Raw genomic sequence first — 21681 nt, forward strand, 5'->3', positions numbered from 1 at the left:
CGACGTTCAGCCTCAGGCGTTGCGGCGTCATTCTGCACATACGGGAGCCGCGTCTCTCACAACCGCCAAGAAGTTACAGATGTCACGCATGACGGTGACGTCATCGCGCCACCCTTTTCCTTTTCGTTGCAGCAACCCGAGGAGTTGAATGATGTCTCGTCCCCCGCTTCCCCCGTTCACCGAACAGAGTGCCATCGAAAAGATCCGCTTCGCGGAAGATGGTTGGAACAGTCGCGATCCCAAGAAGGTCGCTCTCGCCTATACCCTGGACACGCGGTGGCGCAACCGCGCCGAATTCGTGACCAACCGTGCAGAAGCGCAAGCCTTCCTGTCCCGCAAGTGGAACAAGGAACTGGAATACCGCCTGATCAAGGAGCTCTGGGCCTTCACAGGAAACCGGATCGCAGTGCGCTACGCCTACGAGTACCGCGATGACAGCGGCCAATGGTTCCGCGCCTATGGCAACGAGAACTGGGAATTCACCGAGGACGGCCTGATGCGGACCCGCCATGCCAGCATCAACGAACACCCGATCAGCGAGGCCGATCGGAAGTTTCGCTGGCCACTTGGCCGTCGGCCGGACGATCACCCCGGCCTGAGCGACTTCGGCTTCTAAAGTAATTCCAGCGAAAGTGCGAAGCAGTTTAGCGTCCGGGAATTGCATTAAAATAAGAGTTAGCGTGTTTTTGCGATTCAAACACAAGCGGAAATGCTCTGGATCACGGCCCACGTTTGGGAGAGATCGACCCATGACCGGGTTCAAGCTGGACGAGCGCATCCGACTGCCGGTGGAGCTCGCGCTCACTGCGACGAGCAACGATTCTTCCTGTTTCGGAAACAGGAAGAATCCGCACGCGCCATAGGCATGATGGCCGCACAGGCCTGTGCGCGCGAAGCTGCGCGGAAATCGAGAAGATGGCGGCGGCGTTCCGGCAGTCGAGCTCCTGAGCCACGGTCGGTTTCACATGAAGTCTTGCTGCCTTACCCACGACATCCCTACTATCGTCTCCAGCGCTGGGAGGTAAGCAGATGGATCGTTGGCAAGCAATGCGGATATTCGTGAAGGTCGCAGAAACCGAGAGCTTTGCAGAAACTGCCCGCCACCTGCATATGAGCGCGCCTGCAGTGACACGCGCCGTCGCTTCGCTCGAGAGGCTCATCGGAGCGCGTCTGTTCGTACGAACGACGCGCTCGGTAAAGATGACCGAGGCAGGGTCACGCTATTTCGAGGATTGCCGCCGGATTCTTGCGGACATCGCTGAAGCAGAGGCCGCAGCGGGAGGCTCCGATGCCACGCCGACGGGAACGCTTTCCCTGACCGCTTCAGTGTTGTTTGGCCAAATGCATGTGCTTCCGATCGTGATGCAATATCTCGACGCTTATCCCGCAATGAAGGCCAAGACCCTTTTCGTTGATCGTCCCGTCAACATTGTCGATGAAGGGATCGATGTGGCGGTCCGTATCGGCCGTCTCCCGGACTCGGGTCTTTCAGCCATAAAGGTCGGCACTGTCCGGCGTGTTATCTGCGGATCGCCGGGCTATTTCGAGCGTTATGGCATTCCGAATACTCCAGCGGACCTCAAGGATCACCGCATCGCCGCCTCAACAGGCGCCTGGGCCTCACCTGAATGGCGGTTCGCCAACGAACAGCGCGTGACAATCGATGCCACCCTCCAATGCAACACCAACGAAGCGGCAATCACGTTCGCACGACAAGGCCGGGGGCTGACCAGAGTTCTCCACTACCAGATCGAACCGGCACTCATGGCAGCAGATCTGCAGATCGTACTCAGCGAGTATGAAGAGCCGCCAATACCCATCCATATCCTGCATCCAGAGGGGAGGTCCGCCTCAGCAAAGGTTCGCGCGTTCGTAGTTATCGCTAAAGCAGTCCTTCGTGAGAATCGTTTTCTCAACTGAATCCTCTTGCGGAGACGTCAGTCTGTGACGTCTCAGGCTTGTGCCGACCTGGCGGGTGCGACGGCATGACAATCAGCATCTGGAAATCGTCAGGTTTGTTTCCGAAACCAATCCAGCAGCGTCGTGAGCCGTTCTTTTGCCGGATGGCTCGTGAGGAAAACCGCCCAGTAGGTTGGCCCCGGCAAGGCGATGTCCGACAGCCGCAGGAGCGCGCCTGTCTTCAATTGATCTCCGACGAGATGTTCCGAGGCGAGCACGGCTCCCTGGCCCGCCAGAGCGGCGTCCAAAGCGTGGACTTCTTCGGAAAATGTCTGGCTGGGTTTTGGTAAAGCGCCGTCTGCCCGTGCATGGGCCTGCCACCGCTCCCAGTTCGGCGCATTAGCCGCTCCCGATCTCCAGCGATAGTGCAGTAACGGGAGGGCGAGGACTTGATCCGGCGAAAGCAGCTCTGTGCCCGACAGCAGCCCGGAAGCGCAAACGGGTATGAGGCGGTCTGGAAATAGCCGATGCCATTCGGCATCCGTGCCGGGACGCTCGGCATAGCGTATCGCCATGTCGATGCCCGACGCATGCAAGTCCGCAACGCGGTCATCCGCCTCGATGGCGACGCTCAATCCTGTCTGCTCGCGCAGTCGCGGGAGACGAGGCATCAACCACCTGCTGGCAAAAGCCATGGTGACGGAAAGGCGCAGCGGGCCATCCTGACGGTCTGACAACTGCTCAATGGAGGTTGCGATGCGATCGAGGGAATCCCTGAGCACCGGAAACAGTTGTTCGCCCGCAGGTGTAAGGCGCACCGGGCGCGGATAGCGCCGAAATAGCTCGACGCCGAGAATCTCCTCCAGTTGTCGCACCTGATGGCTGATAGCCGTCGGTGTCAGATGCAGCTCCTCGGCCGCAGCTGAGAAATGCAGATGCCGGGCCGCTGCCTCGAAGGCTCGCAGGCCGTGGAGCGGTGGAAGCTTTCGCATCGATAGACCTCCAGAGACTAAGTATTGTCTAGGATGAATCTGATTCATCCAGCTCCTGAGATATACGCTTTGGCCAGTTTTTTCCACGCCTGATAATTTCAAAGCAATTCCAACCAGCAATGAAAGGAAAATTCGATGAGCTGGCTATATCTTGGAGCTGCCGTAATCTTTGAAATCGCCGTTGCGATCAGTGCCGGGAAGGCGAAAGGTTTTACGCATGTCGGGTGGACCGCCGTAACTCTCGTCAGCGGCGCAATCGCCACCTTTTTCCTCAGTCTCGCGCTGCTTACCTTCGATGTTGGCGTTGGTTACGCCATCTGGACCTCGGTCGCGGGCGTCGGAATCGTCGTCCTTGGGGCGCTGTTCTTCGGCCAGCAATTGAACATGAAGAAGCTGCTCGGAATCGCCCTCGTTATCGGCGGGGTCGTCGGCCTGCGCCTTAGCGGCGCGGCATAGCAAGCACTTTTCCTCCACCCATCCCCTTCCGATCTAAAAGGATACTGAAATGACAAATACAATCGAACAGCCGCAAAGCAGCGGACGCGCATGGACCATGTTGATGCTCGCGAGCGCCTTCGAAATTGGCTATGCGCTCAGCGTCGGCGGCAGCCAAGCCTTTACGGTCCTGAGTTGGTCCGTGGCCGCTCTGCTTTTCTTCCTGCTTACGCTTTACTTCCTCAGCGCCGCCTTGCGGACCATCGATGTGGGAATTGGCTACGCTGTATGGGCGGGCATCGGCTCCGTCGGCGCGGCCGCGGCAGGCGCGGTCCTTCTCGACCAGCCGCTGACGCTGATGCAGGCATGCTGGCTCGCGGTTATCATCGCTGGGGTCGTCTGGTTGAAGCTCTCCGACAGTCCGAAGCTCCAGGGGGCATCCTGATGGTCGCCAGCACTTCATCCCGCCTGACGCAGCTCATGGAGGAGGCCGTCGCCTTCTCCATGGAGCATGTCCACGAAGGCGGCATTCCATTCACCGCCTTCGTTGTCGATCACAAAGGCCAGATCCTCGGGCGCGGGGTCAACCGTGTGCGGGCCCATCACGATCCCACCGCTCATGCCGAGGTCGAGGCAATACGTGATGCCTGCCGCATGCACGGCACGACCCATCTGACCGGAGCGACGTTGCTCGCGTCGGGAGAACCGTGCGCCATGTGCTACATGAGTGTGCGTAGTGCAGGAATTTCGCAAGTCTTCTTTGCTGTCGACCGTGACGAGGCCGCTGCGCATGGCTTCGATTATCGCGGCAGCTATCGTCTTTTCGCCGATGACCCTCAAACATGGCAATCGCCTAACGTGAGCAAGCTTGCTGTATCGACGGGATTGAAGCCTTTTCTGGCGTTTCATCCCGAACGGCGGGCTCTATAGGATCGCGCCTTTGCGAACTCAGCCTTCGGACGAAACCTCTGATCCTGACAGCAAGAGACGTGCCCATCGCCTGGTATTGGCAGCTATTCCTCACAACGCTTTGCCTTGTCTTGCGGCCGGGCGTAGTCGGCGAGTCGCTTTTCGTCTTAAGACAGACGACAAGGCCGCAGCGGCGGCGGCCTTGTCCCGATCAGTCATCCCTTTTTCAAACGCTGCATGCCTGCGGCTAGCGTCCAAAGCGCGCGATTAAGGCCGACATTCTGATCAATGCCATTTATGGATCGCGCTTGCGTGCGGCGAATGCGACCATCCGACGCCAGCCGCCGCCCCAGCAAACCGCCTCGGACAAGATTCTCCCGAATGACGTTGAAAGCCGTCCAGGGGTCTTGATGGTTATCCTCGCGGCGGCGCGGGACAATGATCCGATCGGGCCTGATGGGGCTTTCTCCGCTCACTATGCTGGCGCGAGCTTGAGCGCCACGATGCCGACAACGATCAGCGCAACGCCGCCGAGCCGCATCAGGTTGATCGTCTCGCCGAACAGCGCGATGCCGAGCAGCACCGTTCCGGCTGCGCCGATGCCGGTCCATATCGCATAGGCGTTGCCGACCGGCAGAACCTCCAGCACCCGGCCGAGCAGATAGACGAAGGCGGCGAGTAACGCGAGAGACAGGATCGTCCAGCCGGGGCGTGTGTAGCCTTCGGCATATTTCATCGAGATCGCCCAGGCCACGTCGAGAAAGCCGGCGATGATCAGCAGCAGCCATGCAAGACCCTGGCTCATCATTGCATCGCCAGCGGTTCTGCCATCACGACGCCACCTTCATGCCTTCGGCGTGCATCGCCTCCCGTACGGCGGGACGTTCCCCGACCCGAGCCTGGAAATTGCGCAGATGCGGGAAGGCGGCAAGATCGACCTTGGCGAAATCCGACCATCCGACAATCGTGAACAAGTAGGCGTCGGCGGCGGTGAAGGTTTCGCCGAGCAGGAAGGGGCCGGCTGCCGCCAGATGACGCTCAACATGGGCCAGCCGCTGGGCAATCTTGGCACGCGCGACCTCCTGCGCCTGCACGCCATATTCCGGGTGGAACAGCCACGGGCTGAACATCTTGTGGAGTTCGGTGGCGATGAAATTAAGCCAGGATTGCAGCGCCACGCGCTCCGACGTGCCAGCGGCGGGGGCGAGCCCGGAGCCGGGCCTGAGGTCGGCGAGATATTGGACGATTGCGACGCCCTCCGTCAGCACCGAACCGTCGTCGAGGACCAGCGCCGGCACGTAGCCGCTCGGGTTCACGGCCGTATAGTCGTCACCATTTCCAGTGACATGCGGCGATTTCCTGATGTCCACACGCTCCAGATCGAGCGGGACACTGGCTTCGCACGCCACGATATGCGGCGAGAGCGAGCAGGTGCCGGTGGCGTAGTAGAGTTTCATGGTCCAATCTCCTGAAGCTTGTAGCCTGATGTCGAAGCCAATCTAGCGCCAGCGGAAGCGCAAGGCTCATTGGCATTTCGCCAGCGGCGCTTGCGTGACTGCAAGCGAAGAAGATGCTATTCCTGTCAGCATGGACGATTGGAACGAAGTCAGGCTCGTGCTGGCGGTTCAGCGCGCCGGCAGCCTGACGGCGGCGGCGCTAGCGCTCGGCATCGACCACTCCACCGCCTTCCGCCGCCTGAAAGCGCTGGAGGAACGGCTCGGCGTGCGGCTGTTCGAGCGGCTTCCGGCCGGCGCTTATCAGACGACCGAGGCAGGCGCGCGCATGGCTGCCGGCGCCGAGCGCATGGAGGACGAGGCGCTGGCGCTCGACCGAGACATCTCGGGCCGTGATCGTCGTCTGTGCGGACGCCTGAAGGTCACGTCATCCGAGACGCTGGCCTACAGCCGATTGACAACGCATCTCGCTGCGTTCCGGCACGCCCATCCCGGCATCGTCGTGGAACTTGCGATCGACAATCGCGTGCTCAGCCTTTCGCGCCGCGAGGCCGACATCGCGTTGCGGCCGATCCGTCCGAAGGAAGGCGATCTCTGGGGGCGCAAGCTGTCGCGCATCGCCTGGGCGCTCTATGCCAACGCGACCTATCTCGACGCCAACGGTGGCCCGCTCTCAACCGCCAGCGACGTGGATCGCCATGCACTTATCGGCTGGGAGGAACCTGCCTCGGGCATCGCCGCGGCCGACTGGCTTTCGCAGGCAGCCCCCTCGGAGGCGTTCGTTTATCGCACGAACAGCCTTGTCAACCAGCTCGTCGCAGCGAAGGCCGGCATCGGACTGGCGCTGCTGCCCTGTTATCTCGGCGACAGCGAGGCCGGTGTGACAAGAGCCGTGCCGGAGCCGGTCGCCGAATTGAGCGGCGAACTCTGGATCGTCACCCATGCCGATCTCAAGGGGACGGCGCGCGTGCGGGCCTTCTTCGATCTCGTCGGCGAAGGGTTGGCGCGCGAGCGGGAATTGTTTGAGGGTGCGGCCAACTCGTATGCAATGGGCCGCGCTATCGCTACCTGATGTCCTGGAAACGGCAGAATTCCGATCGGTCCCGACGTATATGATCGTACTGCCGATGTCTGGTGCCCTGTCTTCAGGCAGAGCGTGGAGCGGTTGGCATCGCTAGCCGCATGAGCGCTGAAACAAAGACGAACGCCCCCGCCGGAGCGGAGGCCGTGCGCATACATTGGATCAGGATGTGTGAGAGCCTTAAAATGGAGGTCCTTAAGCACCCTGATCACCATATTCCTGGCTGGTCAGCAGATCGGCAAGTTTCTGCGCTGCGGGCCCAAGTGCCTCGTCCCGACGGTGGGCGACATAAGCGCTGGATGTAATCTCCCCATTGCGGCCCATGGCGCTAACATTGAGGCGCGCGAGCGTTCCCTGTTCCAAATCCCTCTCAACGAGCCAATGGGGGAGCCGCCCCCAGCCTGCTCCCCCCAGGATGAGATGGTGCTTGGTATCCTGCGTGTTGACGCGACAGGTCTGTGAAGAAACCACTCCGAAATCCCGGCCCGCCGATATGTCGGACGGGTCGGTCAGAACGATCTGGAGATGATCGGCAACATCCATCAGCTCCAGTGGTTGGTCCGCATGGCGGTGGGCCAGCGGATGGTTTGAAGCGACGACCGCGACCTGGCTGATGGCTATCAGCGGCTCGAACTTGATGCGGGGGTCGCGGAAATCTTCACCGACCATCACAGCAAGCGCACAACGGCTCTTCCTGAGCGCATCAAGCGGACCGCCCATAGCCTCCGACCAGACGCGGACGGCAACGGCAGGGTAATCGTGTCGCATCCGTGAGATCGCGCGTGCGACCTCCTGCATGGGAAAGAGTGTATCGACGGAAATCGCGAGTTCCGTTTCGACACCATGCGCAAAACCGCGCGCCTGGGCGCGCAATACGTCCACGCGCAGAATGATGTCGCGTGCGTTGCCGAGCAATACCTGCCCCTGCAGTGTCAAGGCCGGCTTGTAGCCGGAACGGTCGAATAGTTCCACGCCAAGTGCGGCCTCAAGGTTGGCGATGGTGGCGCTGACGCCCGACTGGACGCGTGAAAGCTTCTGGGCTGCGGAGCGGAAGCTGCCGCTGTCGGCAATCGTTACGAAAGTCCGGATCTGATCGAGCGTAAGGGCATCCAGCATGATCTATTCTCATGATCGTCTATATCATTTTTATATCACTTATTTCGCTCATCCATTTGATGCAACCTTTCGCTCAATGAAATCAATGAGAGGTCAACGAGATGACGAAGGTGCTGGTGCTTTACTATTCCTCCTATGGGCATATCGAGACGATGGCTTCGGCCGTGGCTAATGGCGCGCGTGAGGCGGGTGCGACGGTGGCGATCAGGCGGGTGCCTGAGCTTGTTCCCGAAGCGGTTGCTGCAAAGTCCGGATACAAGGTCGACCAGTCCGCGCCCGTCGCAACGGTGGCCGAACTCGCGGATTATGACGCCATCATCATCGGAACGCCGACCCGCTTCGGCAATATGGCGTCCCAGATGAAGAACTTTCTCGACCAGACCGGCGGGCTCTGGTTCGAGGACAAGCTGGTCGGAAAAGTAGGCAGCGTCTTCACCTCGACCGGCAGCCAGCATGGCGGGCAGGAAACAACGATTCTGTCCACCCAGACCGTTCTGTTCCACCTCGGCATGATCATTGTCGGTTTGCCCTACAGCTTCAAGGGCCAGATGCGGATGGACGAAATCACCGGCTGCTCGCCCTATGGTGCATCGACGCTGGCCGATGATGGTCAGGGAGGGCACCGTGAGGTCAGTGAAAACGAGCTGGAGGGCGCGCGCTTCCAGGGTCGCCATGTCGCCGGGATCGCGGCCGCCCTCGTGGCCGGGTACGCGGCAAGGGGCTCGTGATGGACACGCCATCAACAACGAAAGCAGTGTCTACGCACTGGACCGCCGTGTTCGTCATCGTCGGCAGCGGGATTGCAGCCGCCTTGCAGGTTGGCAAGGCGGCGATTGCAGCGCCCCTGTTGCAGAACGATTTTGGAATCGGGCTGACGGCGATCGGCTGGCTGACTGGAATATTTGCGCTCATCGGCCTTGTCGGCGGCATTCCGACTGGGGCGTTTGTCGCGCGTTTCGGTGCACGGCGCATCCTCATCATCGGGCTTTTGGTCACGACAGCCGGCGCGGCCCTTGGCGCGGCGGTACCGGGACTGCCCAGCCTGTTTACCGGCCGCATTATCGAAGGGGCGGGTTTCCTGCTAGTGACGGTCGCGGCGCCCTCATTGCTCCAGGAGGTTACGCGACCTGCTGATCGTGATCTGGCCTTCGCCCTCTGGAGCTGCTTCATGCCAATCGGCATGGCGGCGGCGATGCTGGTGGGGCCGTTCTTCGAGGACTGGCGGACAATGTGGTGGGCGAGCGGCGCGCTGGCGCTGGCCATCTGCATCGCCGTTCCACTTGTCATTCCGGCCGGCGGGCAAGGCCAGATCATGTCCTGGAACAGCTTGCGCCGCGACAGCATGACCGTGGCACGCGACCGGGGCGCTGTGGGGTTGGCGATCACCATTGCGCTTTACAGCATGATGTTCTTCGCGGTCTTCAGCTTCCTGCCGGTGCTGCTGATGGAGCGGTTACAGGTGACGCACCAGACGGCAGGACTGCTCAGCGCACTGGCCTCGGCCGTGAACGTCATCGGCAATCTGACGGCGGGTCTGCTCCTCTCCAGGGGCTTTAGCCGCCCGGCGCTCCTGATCACCGCGTGCCTCGTTATGGGACTGACCAGCTTCGGGATCTTTCTCCCCGTGCTGCCGGACGGTGCGGCCTTCGGCCTGTGCCTGTTGTTCTCGACTGTCGGCGGTGTGATCCCGGCGATCCTGCTGTCCTCCGCGCCACTCGTGGCGCCAGCGGCAGGGTTGGTTCCGGTCGTTCTGGGTCTGATCATTCAAGGCAGCAATCTCGGTCAGATTCTTGGCCCGACAGCCATCGGCGGCGCACTGGATCGGTTCGGCTGGTATTCAGCCGCCTACATCGTGGCGGGCACGGCGGTGATTGCCGTGCTCGTGGTGGCCTCGACGCTCAGGCGGGTCGGGGCACAGCGGGTAAGCTTCGGGATGGGAGAGCACTGATGAGCATCGAATTCAACCACACGATCCTGGCGACGCAAGACGCACACGGCTCTGCCCTGTTTCTGGCTGAAATGCTTGGGCTCCAGCCGCCGCGCAGATGGGGGCCATTCTGGATGGTCACCACCGACAATGGCGTCAACCTCGACTATATGGATGTGGGCCATGCCGTCGTTCCGCAGCATTACGCGTTCCTCGTCGATGACACGAGTTTCGACGCTTTGCATGACCGGCTCGACAAGCGGAGCTTGCCTTACTGGGCCGATCCCCAACGGCGGAAGCCGGGGATGAACAACCACGATGGCGGCCACGGGCTCTATTTCAACGATCTCAACGGGCATCTGCTCGAAGTGATAACCCGTCCCTACGGTAGCGGCGGCTGGAACCCATGACCGATGATCGCGGAAAGCCTCTCTCGCAGAGGCCGAAAGTTCGGCAGATCCTGGAAACCGCCATCTACGTGCAGGACGTCGCGCGCGCTGCGCAGTTTTATGACCGCGTTTTCGGCTTTCCCGATCTGGTGTGCAACGAACGCGTCGTCGCCTATGACGCCGGGAACGCAACTGTTCTGCTGCTGTTCAAGCGCGGCGCAACGCTCGTTGACCTGGTACTGCCGGGTGGGACCATTCCCTATCACGACGGCACCGGACCGTCCCATTTTTGCTTTGCCATCGACCCGGATGCATTGCCCGGCTGGGAAAACCATCTGGAGGCGCAGGGCATCGTGATCGAAGCGCGGATGCACTGGGAACTGGGCGGAACCAGTATCTACTTTCGTGATCCCGACGATCACCTGATCGAACTGGGGACGCCGGGTATCTGGCGAACCTTCTAGAACAAGAACCAAAGAGATAAGGACAGTGCCATGAAGGCCCGTTTCGACTTTCCCGCTATTGCGCCTGACGCCTATGAGGCGGTGGCCGATCTCGACACCTATGTGCGCAAAGCGTCCGGGATTGAGCCTCGGCTTCTGCACCTGCTCAAGTTGCGGGCCTCACAGATGAACGGCTGCGCCTATTGCGTTGATATGCACGTCAGGGAGGCGCGTCGCGATGGGTTGAGCGAGCAGTGGATCAACCTGATAGGCGTCTGGCGGGACTCGCCCGTCTTCGATGCTCGTGAGCGGGCGGTGCTTGGCTGGACCGAGGCGCTGACAAACGTTGCACAGACACACGCGCCGGACACCGACTTTCAGCCGCTCCAGGCCTTTTTCACGGAGGCGGAGATCACCCGCATCAGCGTTGCAATCGGGACGATCAATGTCTGGAATCGCCTCTGTGTCGGCTTCAGGTCGCAGCATCCGGTGGATGCAAGCTGAGCGAACGCGGCTGCTGTGTGACGCTCTGCGCGAGCTGTCCGGCCAGTCAAACCAAAATGAAAGAGAAAATGACATGACCAATAGCCCGCACATCACACGCTTGATCGGCGAAGCCGAGCGCACCTTGCAGGCCTTGTTGCAGCGTCAGCTTGAGAAGGCAGGTATGAGCTTTCCGGAGTGGGTTGCGCTGACAGTCCTGTCTGGCAATTAGGTGGTTTGTGCTGACAGCTAATGAAGCCCCTTCCGATACGCGCCGTCCTGAACCATAGGCACGGCTAGCGCCGCCTGATGCTTGGGACAAGTTGTCGCATCAAGGAGACGCGTTACTTCCTCACGGCACAAATCATCCACGGACGCGGTATGCGTTGGGCCTCGTGCCCGAAGTGACGCAGGTTCATGTCATCGATCAGATGTTGACGAAGCGGGCTGATCGCGGGCGAATATAGTTGGTTTTGCATGGTCAGGCTCATGGTTGAAGAAGCCAGTCATTCTCTGCTTGCTCCGGGCGACACTCAATGCTGAGCACAATGGTCGCTCTGTGCCTTTACCTCAGTCGCACGCGCCTTCCCGCGAAGCGGGTTCGTTCGCCGGCACCAAGTCGGCCGTCCGTCGCATCAAAAGTGAACGGCAAGTTTCCAAGGAGGCGCGGAAGCAAATCGGGAATTCGGTGTCATCCATGAATGCAGAGAATGAGCACAGCCTTAATGGACCGCCGCTTCGAAGGAAAAACATTCAGAAACAATTGCCGTTACTGTGAAGGATGAGCTTCGGCTGTCATGTCAACACCGAGCGCACGCATCACCGCCAGTGTTGTCCCCAAAGTCGGGTTTCCGCGTCCGCTGAACGAGCGATAAAGCTGTTCCCGGGATAGACCGAGTTTGCGGGAAATTTCAGTCATGCCCTTGGCGCGGGCGACGACGCAAAGCGCCTTGGCAACATAGGCCGCATCTCCCGTTTCAAAAGCATCTGCCATAAAAGCTGCGATTTCCTCATCATCGACCAGTGCAGCCGCTGGATCATAGGTGGTTACTTTTTCAGTCATCCTGTTCACTCCATTCATTTGCGAGCTTCCTGGCAGCATTCTCACCGCAACACATTGGGTCGCAAAAAGAGCCCGACTAAAGATGAAAAATCTTTGCCGTCAGAACTGCAGAAATCCTCCAAGGAAACTGATCATATCGGTTATCCATGCAACGGCTGCATTGAACCAGTCTCTCACGACAGTAGCAACGTACACGATCGCAACCAGTCCCATGACGAGCCAGAACAGAACCGCAAAGAATTTTGCAAAAGCTTCTTCGGTCTTCGGATCGGGAGGTGAATTACAGATGTAATCGTGTCGCATCATCCTCTAACGCTCGTGTTCGCCGCGTTCCTTCTTTTGCTGCTGCTCTTGTTCTAGTTCCTGCAATCGCGGAATCTGCTGTTGCGGCGGATCTGTACGGGTTGTCTCTCCGTCCCGAACGACGGCCTTTGTTTCCATATTCGCACGATTATCGAGCTGTTTGGCACCTTCAACTTTTCCATCTGTCCGATCCCGCTCTTCAAGCACGTTCGCTTCCCAAGCCCGGCGATCGACCATTTGTTCGACACGCTGCTTCTGACCGTCGACGTCCTGTATGACGGTTTTTAAAACGCGTTCCGTCCCAGTGGACCGCAAATGAATTTCATCACCGATATCAGCGCCGGCGCGATGCAACGCATCGGGTAATCCGACACCCCAGACCGTGCGATTACCATTGGCGGTTTCGATAACGACGAACGGCGAAGGCTCGTTCTTTTCATTATTCTGATAGGGCTTCTCTCCTGTCTCGACGAGGATACCCTGAACACCCTCTTTATAGTCGTTGGTTTTGGTGTGCGGCGTTCCGGAATTATCTGCATTCTGTTGCTCTTTATCGACCTTGCTCGACTGATCCGAACCTGCAGATTGCTCCTGATCCCGGTGAACCGCATCAAGTGCCCTTCCCTCGATCGGAACAATTTCATTACGCAAATAGGACTGCTCCCGGCGAGCCAAATCTTGCCAATCCAGTTCAGTCGGCTGATAGCCCTTGACCGAAATTCCGTGCGCCTGGCCCTCCAGCCAAGTTTCACGGCGGAACTCCTTGCTCCCCGTTATCTCGATGCTCGTCCAGCCTCGATGCGCTGCTGTTTCGATCATCAATCGAACGCCCTGAGCATCGAACGATTTTGCGCGCAGCTTCTCTCCATTGTCCTGGAACACTTCGCGCTCACCCTTTGAATCGGCAAAGACTCGCTGCGTCCCCCCGTGATCCTCACGAATATAATATCGGCTCGTGATTTCACTCGGGAATGAACGATCCATTTCGGCCTGATAAGATGCTGCCGCCGCTTTCTCCTCGTCATCCATGCTCGAACGAGGTTCGTTGGCAAAATCTGCAGATGGCCGACCCGGCTCTGCTTCCGCGACAACATGCGCTGGCTTTGCAATTTCGGAATCGGGTTCCCGAGCAATCTGCATCGACGAGCTATCCTGCTCGCTTTCACGCGATGGGGTTTCGACGCTCAATCCACGCTGTTCCGTCAATTCCATATGCTCGCGCATTAGATTGACATGCTCGCGCGTATACTGCGCTACCTGATCCAGATCCGCTTTCTCCTCCGGTCCGAGATTGCGGCCAAGCCGGAACAAAGCTGTTTCAACTTCTTTCTCATATGCCTCAAAATCGCTTCTCGACATTTCGCGCACTTTGTCACCCTCCAATATGATGTTTTGCAACTTTACCAAATTGGTGCGGTAATGTGACCCGAAATCTGCATGAACGATGTTAGAAGTTTTAGCTTCAGATTGAAGCGAACTGGTTGATATAACTATATCTCTTTGTTGCATGGCATACGCCGCAATCTGACGATCGCCGCTCGCCATTGCTACTTTCTCCCATCCCTGTGTTACCTTTATGGTATATTCACGGCTTCGGATGCTTCGAGCCATGCTACGCCGACCTGAGCGCTTTGCGTCATAGCGCGACTGAGCCGCCTCGCTTGTCCCTTCATGTTGCGTTCTTCCATCCCGACTAACCGGCCGAACCTGATTGCGCGTGTAGGCTGGAGCATTTGCGAACTCGCGCCTGTCGGTCATTTCCATTGCGATACCGTGTTCGCGCGCCTTTTCGGCCATAAGCTCGCGCCACTGACGAAAAACCTGTGGCGAGGTTTCCACCCGATCACCGGCATCCGAACGCATAGCGATAATGGCATGAGCATGTATATGCGGTCGCTTTCCGCCCTGCCCCATCTCCTTCGGGTCGCTGAACGGATCATGCATCGCAAATATGTAGCGATGCCCTTCGAACTGCGCGGCCAGAAAATCCCGAACAGCGCATTCGAAAGCCTGAACATTGGTGCCAGCTTTGGCAGACATGATGAGATGCATCACATCCCTGCCCTTACGGCTATGCAATTCCCGACGCCACTGCTTTTGCACCAGGTCGCCGGCGGAACGCGCATCTGAGACAACGCGCCCCTTATGATCACGAACGTCGCCCTTATGATCCTCGACCAGACTTCTCAGCTTGGCGGCGCCATATTCAACGCCATTTCCATACCCGGTAAAACGGAACCGCGCCCTCTCGAGCTCGGACGCTGCGCTTTCGTTGTAACGCCTCTGAATAATGTCCGCCGCCTTCGTGTCGCCGGTCAACCGCTCCCCTTCCATGCTGCGCAACACCAACACCCCGTCAACGTCTAAAACGCCATGCGATGGCTGCGAAACAGCATAAGCAAAGCTGCGATGACCGAATGCGCTTGCCAGACTATCCCGCACGAGTTGGTGCAAAGCTTCTTCTGTTGCGAAACCGACAGCTTCGATCGTCACCCGGAACGTTCCAATATCCCTGCTCTCGGCACGATTTTGAAACAATGGTTCCCAATCTCCACGCAACTGGGCAAGTTCCTCGCGACCCTGAAGGCGCTCACCGTTTTCCTTTTCGACGCGTATTTCCCCGCTTCGCGAAACGTAATTGACCATCGCACCGAACCGCGCACCGCCACCGTACGACGCCATTTTCACCACCGCCGGTTGACTACCCGCTGCGACTGCGGCCAAACGTGTTTCCATCGGTCTGGGGGCGGCAATCGGCTTGTTTGCCGCACTATGAACGCTCGCCAGCGCTCTTGATGTTCGCGCCCGCGTTTTGGGCACTGAGACACCGCTTGCTGCTGCGCCACCGCCTGCGATCTGTAATTCGCGCAACCTCCGGCGCATTTCTTCCTCGGCGCTTCCTGCAGCACTCGAACCAAGTGAAAGCTCATGCAGCAACGCCGCTCGGCGATGCTCCCACTCACTCTCAAAAGCCCCGAGAAAAAATTCCATGGTCGCTAGTCCTTGCTGCGGTACCTATACCCTGACCGCTTGGTAACGCGTCTCAGTTCACTGAGAACCGCAACCTGCATCTTTTGTACGTCACCCACCACCATGCAGATTTCGCCATCTGAAACCGATTTGCCGCTATTCAGCGCTCGAGCGACCTGATTGAGATTGATGCCAATCATGCGCATATCCTCAAGCAGGAGAGACAAAAGCGCCCTGTCTTCGTCGTTGAAGATCGGTTTTATCCCGGCGCCTTGCAGCAAAACGGCCTTGAAAAATGCGCTCATCGTCATGTCGGCCGCCTTTGCGGCTGCGTCGATCGCGTCATATTCGTCCGCCGAAACACGGCTATGAATGGTTTGCGGCTTGGGTTTTGCGACCCTTATATCCTCTGAAATTGCTTCATTCATAGGCGTTGTTAGCTCCAATTCAGCGCAGCAATCGACAATCACGGACGTGTTTCGCGATTGGTCAGAAAAAAATGTAGCACATTTTTCCGTATCCTGCCCAACCAACTACGAGCAGAACCATTTAATATTCGTCTTATATGGCCTCGCTCCGCTCACCCCTTACGCCGAGGCTACGCCCCGGCGCTTCAAAGGAACTACGCTCACCAGGGTTCACCTCCAGACCGCCTTAATCGCCTTTTTGTACCCCTCGTACTCGCCAGCAAGGGACGCTACGCTCTTCGCCCTTGCCGGACTGCGTGCGAGCGGTACAGACGGCTCTTGCGCGGCTCCGGGGTTCACACTCGATTGGGAGAAACATGTTCCCAAACTCTAGTCATTGAGTGATGTGATTATTTGATGTGAACACATGGTGTGTCACATGCTTCAATGAGTGTTGTCACATCGTGTGAAACTACCTTAACTTGACATATACTCTCGCGCCGTGTGGGCAGCATTTGCCGACGCTTCGGGCAATAAATCGACACAAACAAAACCAGCACTATCCAGGTACAGGAGGGCCAGCGTGACACTTCGAATCTCTTCAGTAAGCGGCAAAGGTGGAGCGGGGAAGACGACCGCAGTCATTTTGACTGCAGGTGAACTCGCACTCAAAAATCGACGAGTATTGCTAATTGATGCCGATCCACGACAGAACTTAGCCGAGTGGTGGAAGCGGTGCGAGGCCAAGGACAATGTACCGGCGTCGATTTCACTGGCGACGGCACTTCGTCAGAACAATATAGAGAAGTTAATGGCGTCACAGGAGGCCAACTATGACGCCATTTTGATCGACGCGCCGGGCGTCGATAGTGTTGTGATGGATACGATAATCGACCATTCAGATATCGTCATCACGCCCATTCAGCCCGCCCAGGATGAGATTAAAGCAGTTGGTGAAGCAGCGGAGGCAATTGCGATGCGAACGGACGTTCTTGACCGTAGTATCCCTCAAGCAGTTCTGCGAACGCGCATCACTATCGTCAATCGGCATCTCGAAGAATACCGGATCATTCGCCCTTTCGTCCAAAATTTGAGCGAACACGGATACAATTCCGTACTTCTCGATACGGAATTGATCGAACGAAATTGCTATCGAGAAATCCGCAGCGGTCTTGGCACACTACAAATGCTCGAACCGAGTGAACCGGTTCTCAAGGCCAGAGCGGAGGTGAATGCATTCGTCGAGGAGTTGGAGCAACTTAAAAAGGAACACCGCGGGGAGACTATCAATGGCTAAGGGAAAAATCTCTCTTTCTGATTTCCCTGTCGCGGAACGTCGAAAACGTTCTGTTGATCTGGATAAAGACACTGCCACTCCGCCTATTTCTCACGTGCAAGAAGAAGGCGCTGCAAACGTTGGAAATGAATCGGCGTTCATGACATCAAGTCGCAAAAAGCAGGATAAATCTCTCGAGACAACGCCGGAACAACACCGCGCAAGTGCAATTGAAAATGCGAACCGTCGAGAAGACTCCCGTAACCGACTGCGCGAGCTTCGTAAATCCCGTGAACGCGAAAGCAAACATTTCGTCAATGTTTCGCTTGATTATGAAACCAAACGTCGTCTTGAGAACGCTGCTCATGACAATGGCCTCAAAATGACGGTCATTCTTCGTGATGCCATTGATCAATATCTTAAAGATAATGGATACTGACCGTGTTCGGCCGTAGTTTTCTCGTCGGGATAGCGCTCGGAATTGCCATTGGAATCTATATTGCTCCATCGCTACACACCAAACCAGATATTCACAATGACGAACCGACGATCGCTCGTGTGGCAAAGCAAAGCTACGATGCCATCTGGCCTGATGACGAAACAGCCAAGACAGAGCTATTTCGATTATCGAACTGGAATTACGCCGGATACGGCCATTCTTCCAAAGTGTCAGTGCTACGTTGTATTCTAATCAAAGAGCAGACCGCTGCATGCGAATTGTCTGCATCGCTAAGCTGGCTGAACGAGACCAAAGTTATCGAAGCAGTCTTCGAGGGCGCGGCCAATGATTGGCGCCTTGTGGCGGTGAAATCCAGATAACCGAAGTGACAACGTCGGCATTGGAGGCCCCAAAACAACATAACGCTGAAATCGCTCTCCTGCTTCATTTCAATATAAACGCGCGTTGAAACAAGCGAACACCACCTCTGGAGTGCTGCAATTTTCAGAAAATGTGATAATGATCGCTGTTGTGGCACGGCAGGCAAAAGGGGTTTCCGCGTGAATCGTGAGGCATTGGATTTCGCTAACGAACATTCTTTGGAAAAAACCAATGATCCTGAGATCGATAAGCCAGTCTTTAGGCGTCCGGGCTTTAATGGAATAAGTACGTTTGAAGAAATCGATCACCGGCTTGCGAAATACTTGCGTGAAGCACGCGACAAGGCAGGCTTGAAACAAGCCGATTTTGCTCCGCTCATGGGACTTTCTACGCCGGTTTATGGTCGCTATGAACGCGCGTTTTCAAAGCTGCATGTCACTCGCATGGTGCATATCTGCGAAGTGCTGAACATTATGCCCATCGAAATGCTTTACGAGGCAGCACCTCATTTGTGGGGCAAAAGTGAGGAGGAAGCCAAGGATCGCGTCGAACTTGCGAAACTGGTGGCTGATCTCCCGCACAGCACTACGCGTGACTTGCTTTCGTTGGTTAAAAAAATGGCTGACCTACAAAGCCAAGTCGACGCCAAACCGCAAAGCGCGGAGTGAATTAAATAGTCGTAGCCACCAATGGCTATTGCGAATAGCCGGCCATTGCTCGAAATGCGCGATCTAAGAACCAATCACCGATTGGAGGATCGTGTTCGCTATTGTATTACCTCACTTAATATGGTACTAAATTTCGTACCTAATTTGATATGGAATTGTTATGCAACGTGTGGAAGCAAATATAGCGGTTAGCGTTTCAGACCTCAAAAAAAGTCCGTCCGCAGTAATGGACGAGGCTAACGGCGAGGCTGTGGCCGTTCTTAATCATAATCGAATTATGGCTTATATGGTTCCAGCTAGCGTCTATGAAGCCATGCTCGAACAGCTGGATGATATTCGCCTCACTGAGATAATCCGGAAACGAGCCGACGAAAAAGGAATTTCGGTCGATATCGATGCCTTATAAGCTTGAATTCTTGCCGTCGGCTCTCAAAGAATGGAATAAACTCGGCTCAACAATCCAACAGCAATTAAAGAAAAAACTGCGTGAACGCTTGGAAACGCCGCGGGTCGTTAGTGCCTCACTTCACGGTATGCCTGATCATTATAAAATAAAATTACGTCAATTAGGCTATCGGCTGGTTTATTCCGTCAACGACGACACTGTGACGGTGTTGGTCGTGGCAGTTGGAAAACGTGAGCGTGGCGATGTTTACAACACCGCTCGCACCAGAACACAGTAATAACTCATCTGTCAGACCCGATGCAGCGGGAAAAGTCCCGCTGGACCTCGAGGTCGCTTACGCGACCTCCGGTCTGTGTATCGATGTGAGCCCATGCAGATAATCGGCAACCGCCTGAGCTTTGGCTGCAGCGGTGATAATGACGCGTTTATCAGCCTTCAGGACGGCCAGCCAATTTTCGATATAAGCGGCTGTGTTTTCGTGAGGATCATGAGCCACGCCCAGGTCAGCGCAAAGGAATGCTGCGGACAGTTCGGCGACGAGTTCTTCGACCGCGTAAGCGTTGGTGCCGAAGCGGCCAGACAGATCGCGATCAAGGCGATGTTTTGCGCCCGACCAGTGACCAATTTCGTGCAGAAGTGACGAATAAAGGTGGACGTCGCTTAGAAAACGCTCGCGGTCGGGCATGAGAATGTCGTCAGGTCCAGGACGATAGCAAGCCTTCGTGCCGCCATAGTGAACGACAGCCCCGGTCTTGCGAACAAAGGTGTCGACGGTTTCGTTGCGCGGCACCGGCGCCGTCGGCATCAGTTCAGCTGGGCTGTAATAGTCGGCAGGCAGGTTCTCGATCTGCTCTACGTTGAATACCGTGTATCCCTTGAGATAAGAGATTGAACGGTCGTCTTCGGCGTCCTGATCCTTGCGCGTAAAGGTGCCATATTTGACGACGAGCGATCCGCGTTCGCCCTTCCGGACCTGACCGCCGAGATCCTTTGCCTGACGATAGGTCATCCAGGTGGTCTCCTCGTAGCCGTTCATCTGCGACGCGATCCAGAGCATGAGAACATTGATGCCGCGATAGGCTTCACCACTGGATCGGCGCGGGATGATGGTGGTCGGGCGGGTATTTCCGCGCCAAGGCCGCACCCAGGGTTTGGTGCCCGCTTCCAGCTGCTCGATGATGAGGTCTGTGATGCGCTGATAGGTGTCGCTGACGTTGTTCATGGCCGTCTCCATTCGTTGGTTGACGGCAAGAAACGGAGATAGCCGAGACGAGCCCATGCACCCTTTGGGCCGCAACAGGAGTGGAGGACCGCGAAGCGGTTGCATGGGGGAGTGGCTATCGCAGCTTGTCCGTCAATCAGCCAACGAGTGGGGCGGGCTAAATGTCACTCACCGAAGTTAACAGACTGGCTCTCTGCGCAGAGGGTTGCACCTCTTATCGTTCGCGGTCGTCGGAATCCCGCTCGGGCTGCTTTTGCGCCGACAGCTCCGCAAGCCGGGATGGGTCCGCGGCTATTTTCTGCTCTGGTGACATTCGCTCGACGGTGGGATTATCTGCATTTCTGACCTGATCCGGGCGCGACAGGCGGGAGAAGTCAGAACGTGCCGTAAATGTGATTTCGGAATCGTCATCGGGCAACCGCTCTGGAAGGTCGGCGCGATCGACGGCGACAATCCCGTGGTCGGTAACAAGGCTGGCTACACGTATATCGTGCCTGAGAACCTGACCTGAAATCTGTTCGCCCGGCCTGGCGGTGCGCACGTTGTGCTCGAAAGCATTCTCACCGCGCATTTCCAAATCGACGAACGCAGCTCTTATGGCTTCCTGCCGGTTTGGATCGATCGCGTCTTCAAAGATATGTTTCATCGCCGGACTGGAGCGCTCGTTGGTCGTCGCGATCGATGCGTCGATCATACGCGGCTTGGTAATGACCGTGAAGTCAACCTCATGACCATATTCGCGACCGATGGATGCTAGCAGTGCCTCCTGGGCCCGTCCGTTGCCTTCTCGAAACGGGTGCACGTAATTCAACTCTGCCAAGACTTTTCCAGCGATTTCGGCGAACTGTTCGCCCGACGATCCACGCAATATCTCGGGATTCCTGATGGGTCTAAAGGCTTCGTCCAAGCCCATCTCGATACGTGAACCGTGCAGGAACGAGGTTCCGCCTTTCGACAGATTACCAATCGGCTCCACTCTCTGGCCGTCAACGACCGGGCTTTCATCGCGGGTATGACCGGCCCATTCATAAATGTCTTGGAAAATATGACCATGAATGGCCTTCAGATGTTGCGCGTCGAAAGTCCCTTTCGGGCCGTCTCCTTCGGCAATTTCAGCCATCCGGAAAGCTGCCGCGCGATATTCTTCGACGCGTAGTTCCCTATGCGACTGGATCCCAAGTTTGTTGCGCAGCACATTCCTGCGGTCTGGATCGCCCGATGTGTTCGGATATGTATAGGAACCGTTGGATTCCGTTTCAGCCATGGCGAAAAATCGGGTAGGAGGGCATTTTAGGCCCTCCCCCCACACCACCGTACGTACGGTTCCGTATACGGCGGTTCATGAAGCGTAGTGTAGGCGTCGATGTTCCTTCAGGAACGAGATCAGCCCGAGCTTGGTGAAGTAGGCATTGGGTAAG

General features: G+C 57.2%; 28 protein-coding genes. 18 read left to right on the forward strand and 10 right to left on the reverse strand.

Translation table 11 applies throughout. The annotated features are described in order from the left end of the window. The first annotated feature begins 151 nt into the window (after nucleotides 1-151). Together FJQ48_RS18140 and FJQ48_RS18145 are read left to right on the forward strand one after the other, a co-directional pair. Nucleotides 152-616 carry a DUF1348 family protein gene (locus FJQ48_RS18140; protein ID WP_139976383.1) on the forward strand — a complete coding sequence of 155 codons (465 nt, stop codon included), beginning with the start codon at nucleotides 152-154 and terminating at the stop codon, nucleotides 614-616. A gap of 413 nt (nucleotides 617-1029) precedes the next feature. Next, nucleotides 1030-1920: a LysR family transcriptional regulator gene (locus tag FJQ48_RS18145; RefSeq protein WP_139976367.1), complete on the forward strand. Its 891-nt coding sequence runs from the start codon at nucleotides 1030-1032 to the stop codon at nucleotides 1918-1920. 89 nt (nucleotides 1921-2009) lie between these two features. On the opposite strand, the gene FJQ48_RS18150 is transcribed toward FJQ48_RS18145, so the two are convergent. Next, nucleotides 2010-2891, reverse strand: coding sequence for a LysR substrate-binding domain-containing protein (locus FJQ48_RS18150; protein ID WP_109989438.1), 882 nt, complete (start codon nucleotides 2889-2891; stop codon nucleotides 2010-2012). Between the two features lie 135 nt (nucleotides 2892-3026). On the opposite strand from FJQ48_RS18150, the gene FJQ48_RS18155 reads away from it, so the two are divergent. The 3 genes from FJQ48_RS18155 to FJQ48_RS18165 are packed head-to-tail and all read left to right on the forward strand — an operon-like array spanning nucleotide 3027 to nucleotide 4256. Beyond that, nucleotides 3027-3347 carry a multidrug efflux SMR transporter gene (locus FJQ48_RS18155; RefSeq protein WP_139976368.1) on the forward strand — a complete coding sequence of 107 codons (321 nt, stop codon included), beginning with the start codon at nucleotides 3027-3029 and terminating at the stop codon, nucleotides 3345-3347. Nucleotides 3348-3396: 49 nt separating this feature from the next. After that, nucleotides 3397-3771, forward strand: coding sequence for an SMR family transporter (locus FJQ48_RS18160; protein ID WP_139976369.1), 375 nt, complete (start codon nucleotides 3397-3399; stop codon nucleotides 3769-3771). Beyond that, the gene (locus FJQ48_RS18165; RefSeq protein WP_139976370.1) at nucleotides 3771-4256 is read left to right on the forward strand and encodes a nucleoside deaminase; all 486 of its coding nucleotides are present in this window, start codon (nucleotides 3771-3773) and stop codon (nucleotides 4254-4256) included. Before FJQ48_RS18160 ends, FJQ48_RS18165 begins: the two co-directional genes overlap by 1 nt. A 454-nt stretch (nucleotides 4257-4710) precedes the next feature. Here FJQ48_RS18165 and FJQ48_RS22600 read toward each other — a convergent pair whose 3' ends face one another. Then, nucleotides 4711-5040, reverse strand: coding sequence for a multidrug efflux SMR transporter (locus tag FJQ48_RS22600; protein ID WP_210236265.1), 330 nt, complete (start codon nucleotides 5038-5040; stop codon nucleotides 4711-4713). 25 nt (nucleotides 5041-5065) lie between these two features. Continuing rightward, the gene (gene gstA / locus FJQ48_RS18175; protein WP_139976372.1) at nucleotides 5066-5692 is read right to left on the reverse strand and encodes a glutathione transferase GstA; all 627 of its coding nucleotides are present in this window, start codon (nucleotides 5690-5692) and stop codon (nucleotides 5066-5068) included. A gap of 94 nt (nucleotides 5693-5786) precedes the next feature. On the opposite strand from gstA, the gene FJQ48_RS18180 reads away from it, so the two are divergent. Beyond that, complete coding sequence (locus FJQ48_RS18180) at nucleotides 5787-6761, forward strand: LysR family transcriptional regulator (RefSeq protein WP_246751716.1); 975 nt, start codon at nucleotides 5787-5789, stop codon at nucleotides 6759-6761. Nucleotides 6762-6965: 204 nt separating this feature from the next. Here FJQ48_RS18180 and FJQ48_RS18185 read toward each other — a convergent pair whose 3' ends face one another. Next, nucleotides 6966-7886, reverse strand: coding sequence for a LysR family transcriptional regulator (locus tag FJQ48_RS18185; RefSeq protein ID WP_139976373.1), 921 nt, complete (start codon nucleotides 7884-7886; stop codon nucleotides 6966-6968). 101 nt (nucleotides 7887-7987) lie between these two features. Between FJQ48_RS18185 and wrbA the strand changes: the two genes are divergently transcribed. From wrbA to FJQ48_RS22480, 6 genes are all read left to right on the forward strand, one after another. Beyond that, entirely contained in the window at nucleotides 7988-8614 is a 627-nt protein-coding gene (gene wrbA, locus FJQ48_RS18190) for an NAD(P)H:quinone oxidoreductase (protein WP_139976374.1), read from the forward strand. Continuing rightward, nucleotides 8614-9834, forward strand: coding sequence for an MFS transporter (locus FJQ48_RS18195; RefSeq protein WP_139976375.1), 1221 nt, complete (start codon nucleotides 8614-8616; stop codon nucleotides 9832-9834). Before wrbA ends, FJQ48_RS18195 begins: the two co-directional genes overlap by 1 nt. After that, on the forward strand, nucleotides 9834-10223 hold the full coding sequence (locus tag FJQ48_RS18200; RefSeq protein ID WP_109989447.1) for a VOC family protein: 390 nt from the start codon (nucleotides 9834-9836) through the stop codon (nucleotides 10221-10223). The genes FJQ48_RS18195 and FJQ48_RS18200 overlap by 1 nt, the downstream gene beginning before the upstream one ends. Further along, nucleotides 10220-10666 carry a VOC family protein gene (locus tag FJQ48_RS18205; protein WP_109989448.1) on the forward strand — a complete coding sequence of 149 codons (447 nt, stop codon included), beginning with the start codon at nucleotides 10220-10222 and terminating at the stop codon, nucleotides 10664-10666. The genes FJQ48_RS18200 and FJQ48_RS18205 overlap by 4 nt, the downstream gene beginning before the upstream one ends. A gap of 30 nt (nucleotides 10667-10696) precedes the next feature. Beyond that, on the forward strand, nucleotides 10697-11149 hold the full coding sequence (locus FJQ48_RS18210; RefSeq protein ID WP_109989449.1) for a carboxymuconolactone decarboxylase family protein: 453 nt from the start codon (nucleotides 10697-10699) through the stop codon (nucleotides 11147-11149). Between the two features lie 73 nt (nucleotides 11150-11222). Continuing rightward, entirely contained in the window at nucleotides 11223-11360 is a 138-nt protein-coding gene (locus tag FJQ48_RS22480) for a hypothetical protein (protein ID WP_180350246.1), read from the forward strand. A gap of 537 nt (nucleotides 11361-11897) precedes the next feature. On the opposite strand, the gene FJQ48_RS18215 is transcribed toward FJQ48_RS22480, so the two are convergent. From FJQ48_RS18215 to FJQ48_RS18230, 4 genes are all read right to left on the reverse strand, one after another. Beyond that, nucleotides 11898-12191, reverse strand: coding sequence for an addiction module antidote protein (locus FJQ48_RS18215; protein WP_139976376.1), 294 nt, complete (start codon nucleotides 12189-12191; stop codon nucleotides 11898-11900). Nucleotides 12192-12290: 99 nt separating this feature from the next. Next, nucleotides 12291-12497, reverse strand: a complete 207-nt coding sequence (locus tag FJQ48_RS18220) for a hypothetical protein (RefSeq protein ID WP_109989452.1) — start codon at nucleotides 12495-12497, stop codon at nucleotides 12291-12293. A 3-nt stretch (nucleotides 12498-12500) separates the two neighbouring features. Beyond that, nucleotides 12501-15485 carry an LPD7 domain-containing protein gene (locus FJQ48_RS18225; protein ID WP_139976377.1) on the reverse strand — a complete coding sequence of 995 codons (2985 nt, stop codon included), beginning with the start codon at nucleotides 15483-15485 and terminating at the stop codon, nucleotides 12501-12503. A 5-nt stretch (nucleotides 15486-15490) separates the two neighbouring features. Further along, on the reverse strand, nucleotides 15491-15892 hold the full coding sequence (locus tag FJQ48_RS18230) for a MobC family plasmid mobilization relaxosome protein (RefSeq protein ID WP_180350247.1): 402 nt from the start codon (nucleotides 15890-15892) through the stop codon (nucleotides 15491-15493). A gap of 562 nt (nucleotides 15893-16454) precedes the next feature. Between FJQ48_RS18230 and FJQ48_RS18235 the strand changes: the two genes are divergently transcribed. From FJQ48_RS18235 to FJQ48_RS18260, 6 genes are all read left to right on the forward strand, one after another. Further along, entirely contained in the window at nucleotides 16455-17168 is a 714-nt protein-coding gene (locus FJQ48_RS18235) for a ParA family protein (RefSeq protein WP_139976379.1), read from the forward strand. Next, the gene (locus FJQ48_RS22780) at nucleotides 17161-17586 is read left to right on the forward strand and encodes a hypothetical protein (RefSeq protein ID WP_247870414.1); all 426 of its coding nucleotides are present in this window, start codon (nucleotides 17161-17163) and stop codon (nucleotides 17584-17586) included. The genes FJQ48_RS18235 and FJQ48_RS22780 overlap by 8 nt, the downstream gene beginning before the upstream one ends. Nucleotides 17587-17588: 2 nt before the next feature. Beyond that, nucleotides 17589-17966 carry a hypothetical protein gene (locus FJQ48_RS18245; protein WP_138787172.1) on the forward strand — a complete coding sequence of 126 codons (378 nt, stop codon included), beginning with the start codon at nucleotides 17589-17591 and terminating at the stop codon, nucleotides 17964-17966. 180 nt (nucleotides 17967-18146) lie between these two features. Then, nucleotides 18147-18635, forward strand: a complete 489-nt coding sequence (locus FJQ48_RS18250) for a helix-turn-helix transcriptional regulator (protein WP_139976380.1) — start codon at nucleotides 18147-18149, stop codon at nucleotides 18633-18635. A gap of 160 nt (nucleotides 18636-18795) precedes the next feature. Then, nucleotides 18796-19041: a type II toxin-antitoxin system Phd/YefM family antitoxin gene (locus tag FJQ48_RS18255; protein ID WP_128095071.1), complete on the forward strand. Its 246-nt coding sequence runs from the start codon at nucleotides 18796-18798 to the stop codon at nucleotides 19039-19041. Then, on the forward strand, nucleotides 19031-19318 hold the full coding sequence (locus tag FJQ48_RS18260; protein WP_180350248.1) for a type II toxin-antitoxin system RelE/ParE family toxin: 288 nt from the start codon (nucleotides 19031-19033) through the stop codon (nucleotides 19316-19318). The genes FJQ48_RS18255 and FJQ48_RS18260 overlap by 11 nt, the downstream gene beginning before the upstream one ends. A gap of 57 nt (nucleotides 19319-19375) precedes the next feature. Here the strand turns inward: FJQ48_RS18260 and FJQ48_RS18265 are convergent, their stop codons facing one another. Both FJQ48_RS18265 and FJQ48_RS18270 read right to left on the reverse strand, forming a co-directional pair. Continuing rightward, nucleotides 19376-20263 (reverse strand): zincin-like metallopeptidase domain-containing protein, encoded by an 888-nt coding sequence (locus FJQ48_RS18265; protein WP_139976381.1) that lies wholly within the window; start codon nucleotides 20261-20263, stop codon nucleotides 19376-19378. A gap of 214 nt (nucleotides 20264-20477) precedes the next feature. Continuing rightward, nucleotides 20478-21527 carry a Fic family protein gene (locus FJQ48_RS18270; RefSeq protein ID WP_139976382.1) on the reverse strand — a complete coding sequence of 350 codons (1050 nt, stop codon included), beginning with the start codon at nucleotides 21525-21527 and terminating at the stop codon, nucleotides 20478-20480. Between the last annotated feature and the right edge of the window lie 154 nt (nucleotides 21528-21681).

It is taken from the genome of Ochrobactrum sp. CGA5 (assembly GCF_006345815.1).
GTDB lineage: Bacteria > Pseudomonadota > Alphaproteobacteria > Rhizobiales > Rhizobiaceae > Brucella.

Bases quoted from the DNA above. Each gene is read 5' to 3' on its own strand.
- wrbA (WP_139976374.1), top strand. From the start codon at position 7,988: ATGACGAAGGTGCTGGTGCTTTACTATTCCTCCTATGGGCATATCGAG.
- FJQ48_RS18225 (WP_139976377.1), bottom strand. From the start codon at position 15,485: ATGGAATTTTTTCTCGGGGCTTTTGAGAGTGAGTGGGAGCATCGCCGA.
- FJQ48_RS18260 (WP_180350248.1), top strand. From the start codon at position 19,031: ATGCCTTATAAGCTTGAATTCTTGCCGTCGGCTCTCAAAGAATGGAAT.
- gstA (WP_139976372.1), bottom strand. From the start codon at position 5,692: ATGAAACTCTACTACGCCACCGGCACCTGCTCGCTCTCGCCGCATATC.
- FJQ48_RS22600 (WP_210236265.1), bottom strand. From the start codon at position 5,040: ATGAGCCAGGGTCTTGCATGGCTGCTGCTGATCATCGCCGGCTTTCTC.
- FJQ48_RS18155 (WP_139976368.1), top strand. From the start codon at position 3,027: ATGAGCTGGCTATATCTTGGAGCTGCCGTAATCTTTGAAATCGCCGTT.
- FJQ48_RS18210 (WP_109989449.1), top strand. From the start codon at position 10,697: ATGAAGGCCCGTTTCGACTTTCCCGCTATTGCGCCTGACGCCTATGAG.
- FJQ48_RS22780 (WP_247870414.1), top strand. From the start codon at position 17,161: ATGGCTAAGGGAAAAATCTCTCTTTCTGATTTCCCTGTCGCGGAACGT.
- FJQ48_RS18140 (WP_139976383.1), top strand. From the start codon at position 152: ATGTCTCGTCCCCCGCTTCCCCCGTTCACCGAACAGAGTGCCATCGAA.
- FJQ48_RS18270 (WP_139976382.1), bottom strand. From the start codon at position 21,527: ATGGCTGAAACGGAATCCAACGGTTCCTATACATATCCGAACACATCG.
- FJQ48_RS18150 (WP_109989438.1), bottom strand. From the start codon at position 2,891: ATGCGAAAGCTTCCACCGCTCCACGGCCTGCGAGCCTTCGAGGCAGCG.
- FJQ48_RS18220 (WP_109989452.1), bottom strand. From the start codon at position 12,497: ATGATGCGACACGATTACATCTGTAATTCACCTCCCGATCCGAAGACC.
- FJQ48_RS18265 (WP_139976381.1), bottom strand. From the start codon at position 20,263: ATGAACAACGTCAGCGACACCTATCAGCGCATCACAGACCTCATCATC.
- FJQ48_RS18185 (WP_139976373.1), bottom strand. From the start codon at position 7,886: ATGCTGGATGCCCTTACGCTCGATCAGATCCGGACTTTCGTAACGATT.
- FJQ48_RS18145 (WP_139976367.1), top strand. From the start codon at position 1,030: ATGGATCGTTGGCAAGCAATGCGGATATTCGTGAAGGTCGCAGAAACC.
- FJQ48_RS18205 (WP_109989448.1), top strand. From the start codon at position 10,220: ATGACCGATGATCGCGGAAAGCCTCTCTCGCAGAGGCCGAAAGTTCGG.
- FJQ48_RS18215 (WP_139976376.1), bottom strand. From the start codon at position 12,191: ATGACTGAAAAAGTAACCACCTATGATCCAGCGGCTGCACTGGTCGAT.
- FJQ48_RS18160 (WP_139976369.1), top strand. From the start codon at position 3,397: ATGACAAATACAATCGAACAGCCGCAAAGCAGCGGACGCGCATGGACC.
- FJQ48_RS22480 (WP_180350246.1), top strand. From the start codon at position 11,223: ATGACCAATAGCCCGCACATCACACGCTTGATCGGCGAAGCCGAGCGC.
- FJQ48_RS18200 (WP_109989447.1), top strand. From the start codon at position 9,834: ATGAGCATCGAATTCAACCACACGATCCTGGCGACGCAAGACGCACAC.
- FJQ48_RS18195 (WP_139976375.1), top strand. From the start codon at position 8,614: ATGGACACGCCATCAACAACGAAAGCAGTGTCTACGCACTGGACCGCC.
- FJQ48_RS18230 (WP_180350247.1), bottom strand. From the start codon at position 15,892: ATGAATGAAGCAATTTCAGAGGATATAAGGGTCGCAAAACCCAAGCCG.
- FJQ48_RS18255 (WP_128095071.1), top strand. From the start codon at position 18,796: ATGCAACGTGTGGAAGCAAATATAGCGGTTAGCGTTTCAGACCTCAAA.
- FJQ48_RS18165 (WP_139976370.1), top strand. From the start codon at position 3,771: ATGGTCGCCAGCACTTCATCCCGCCTGACGCAGCTCATGGAGGAGGCC.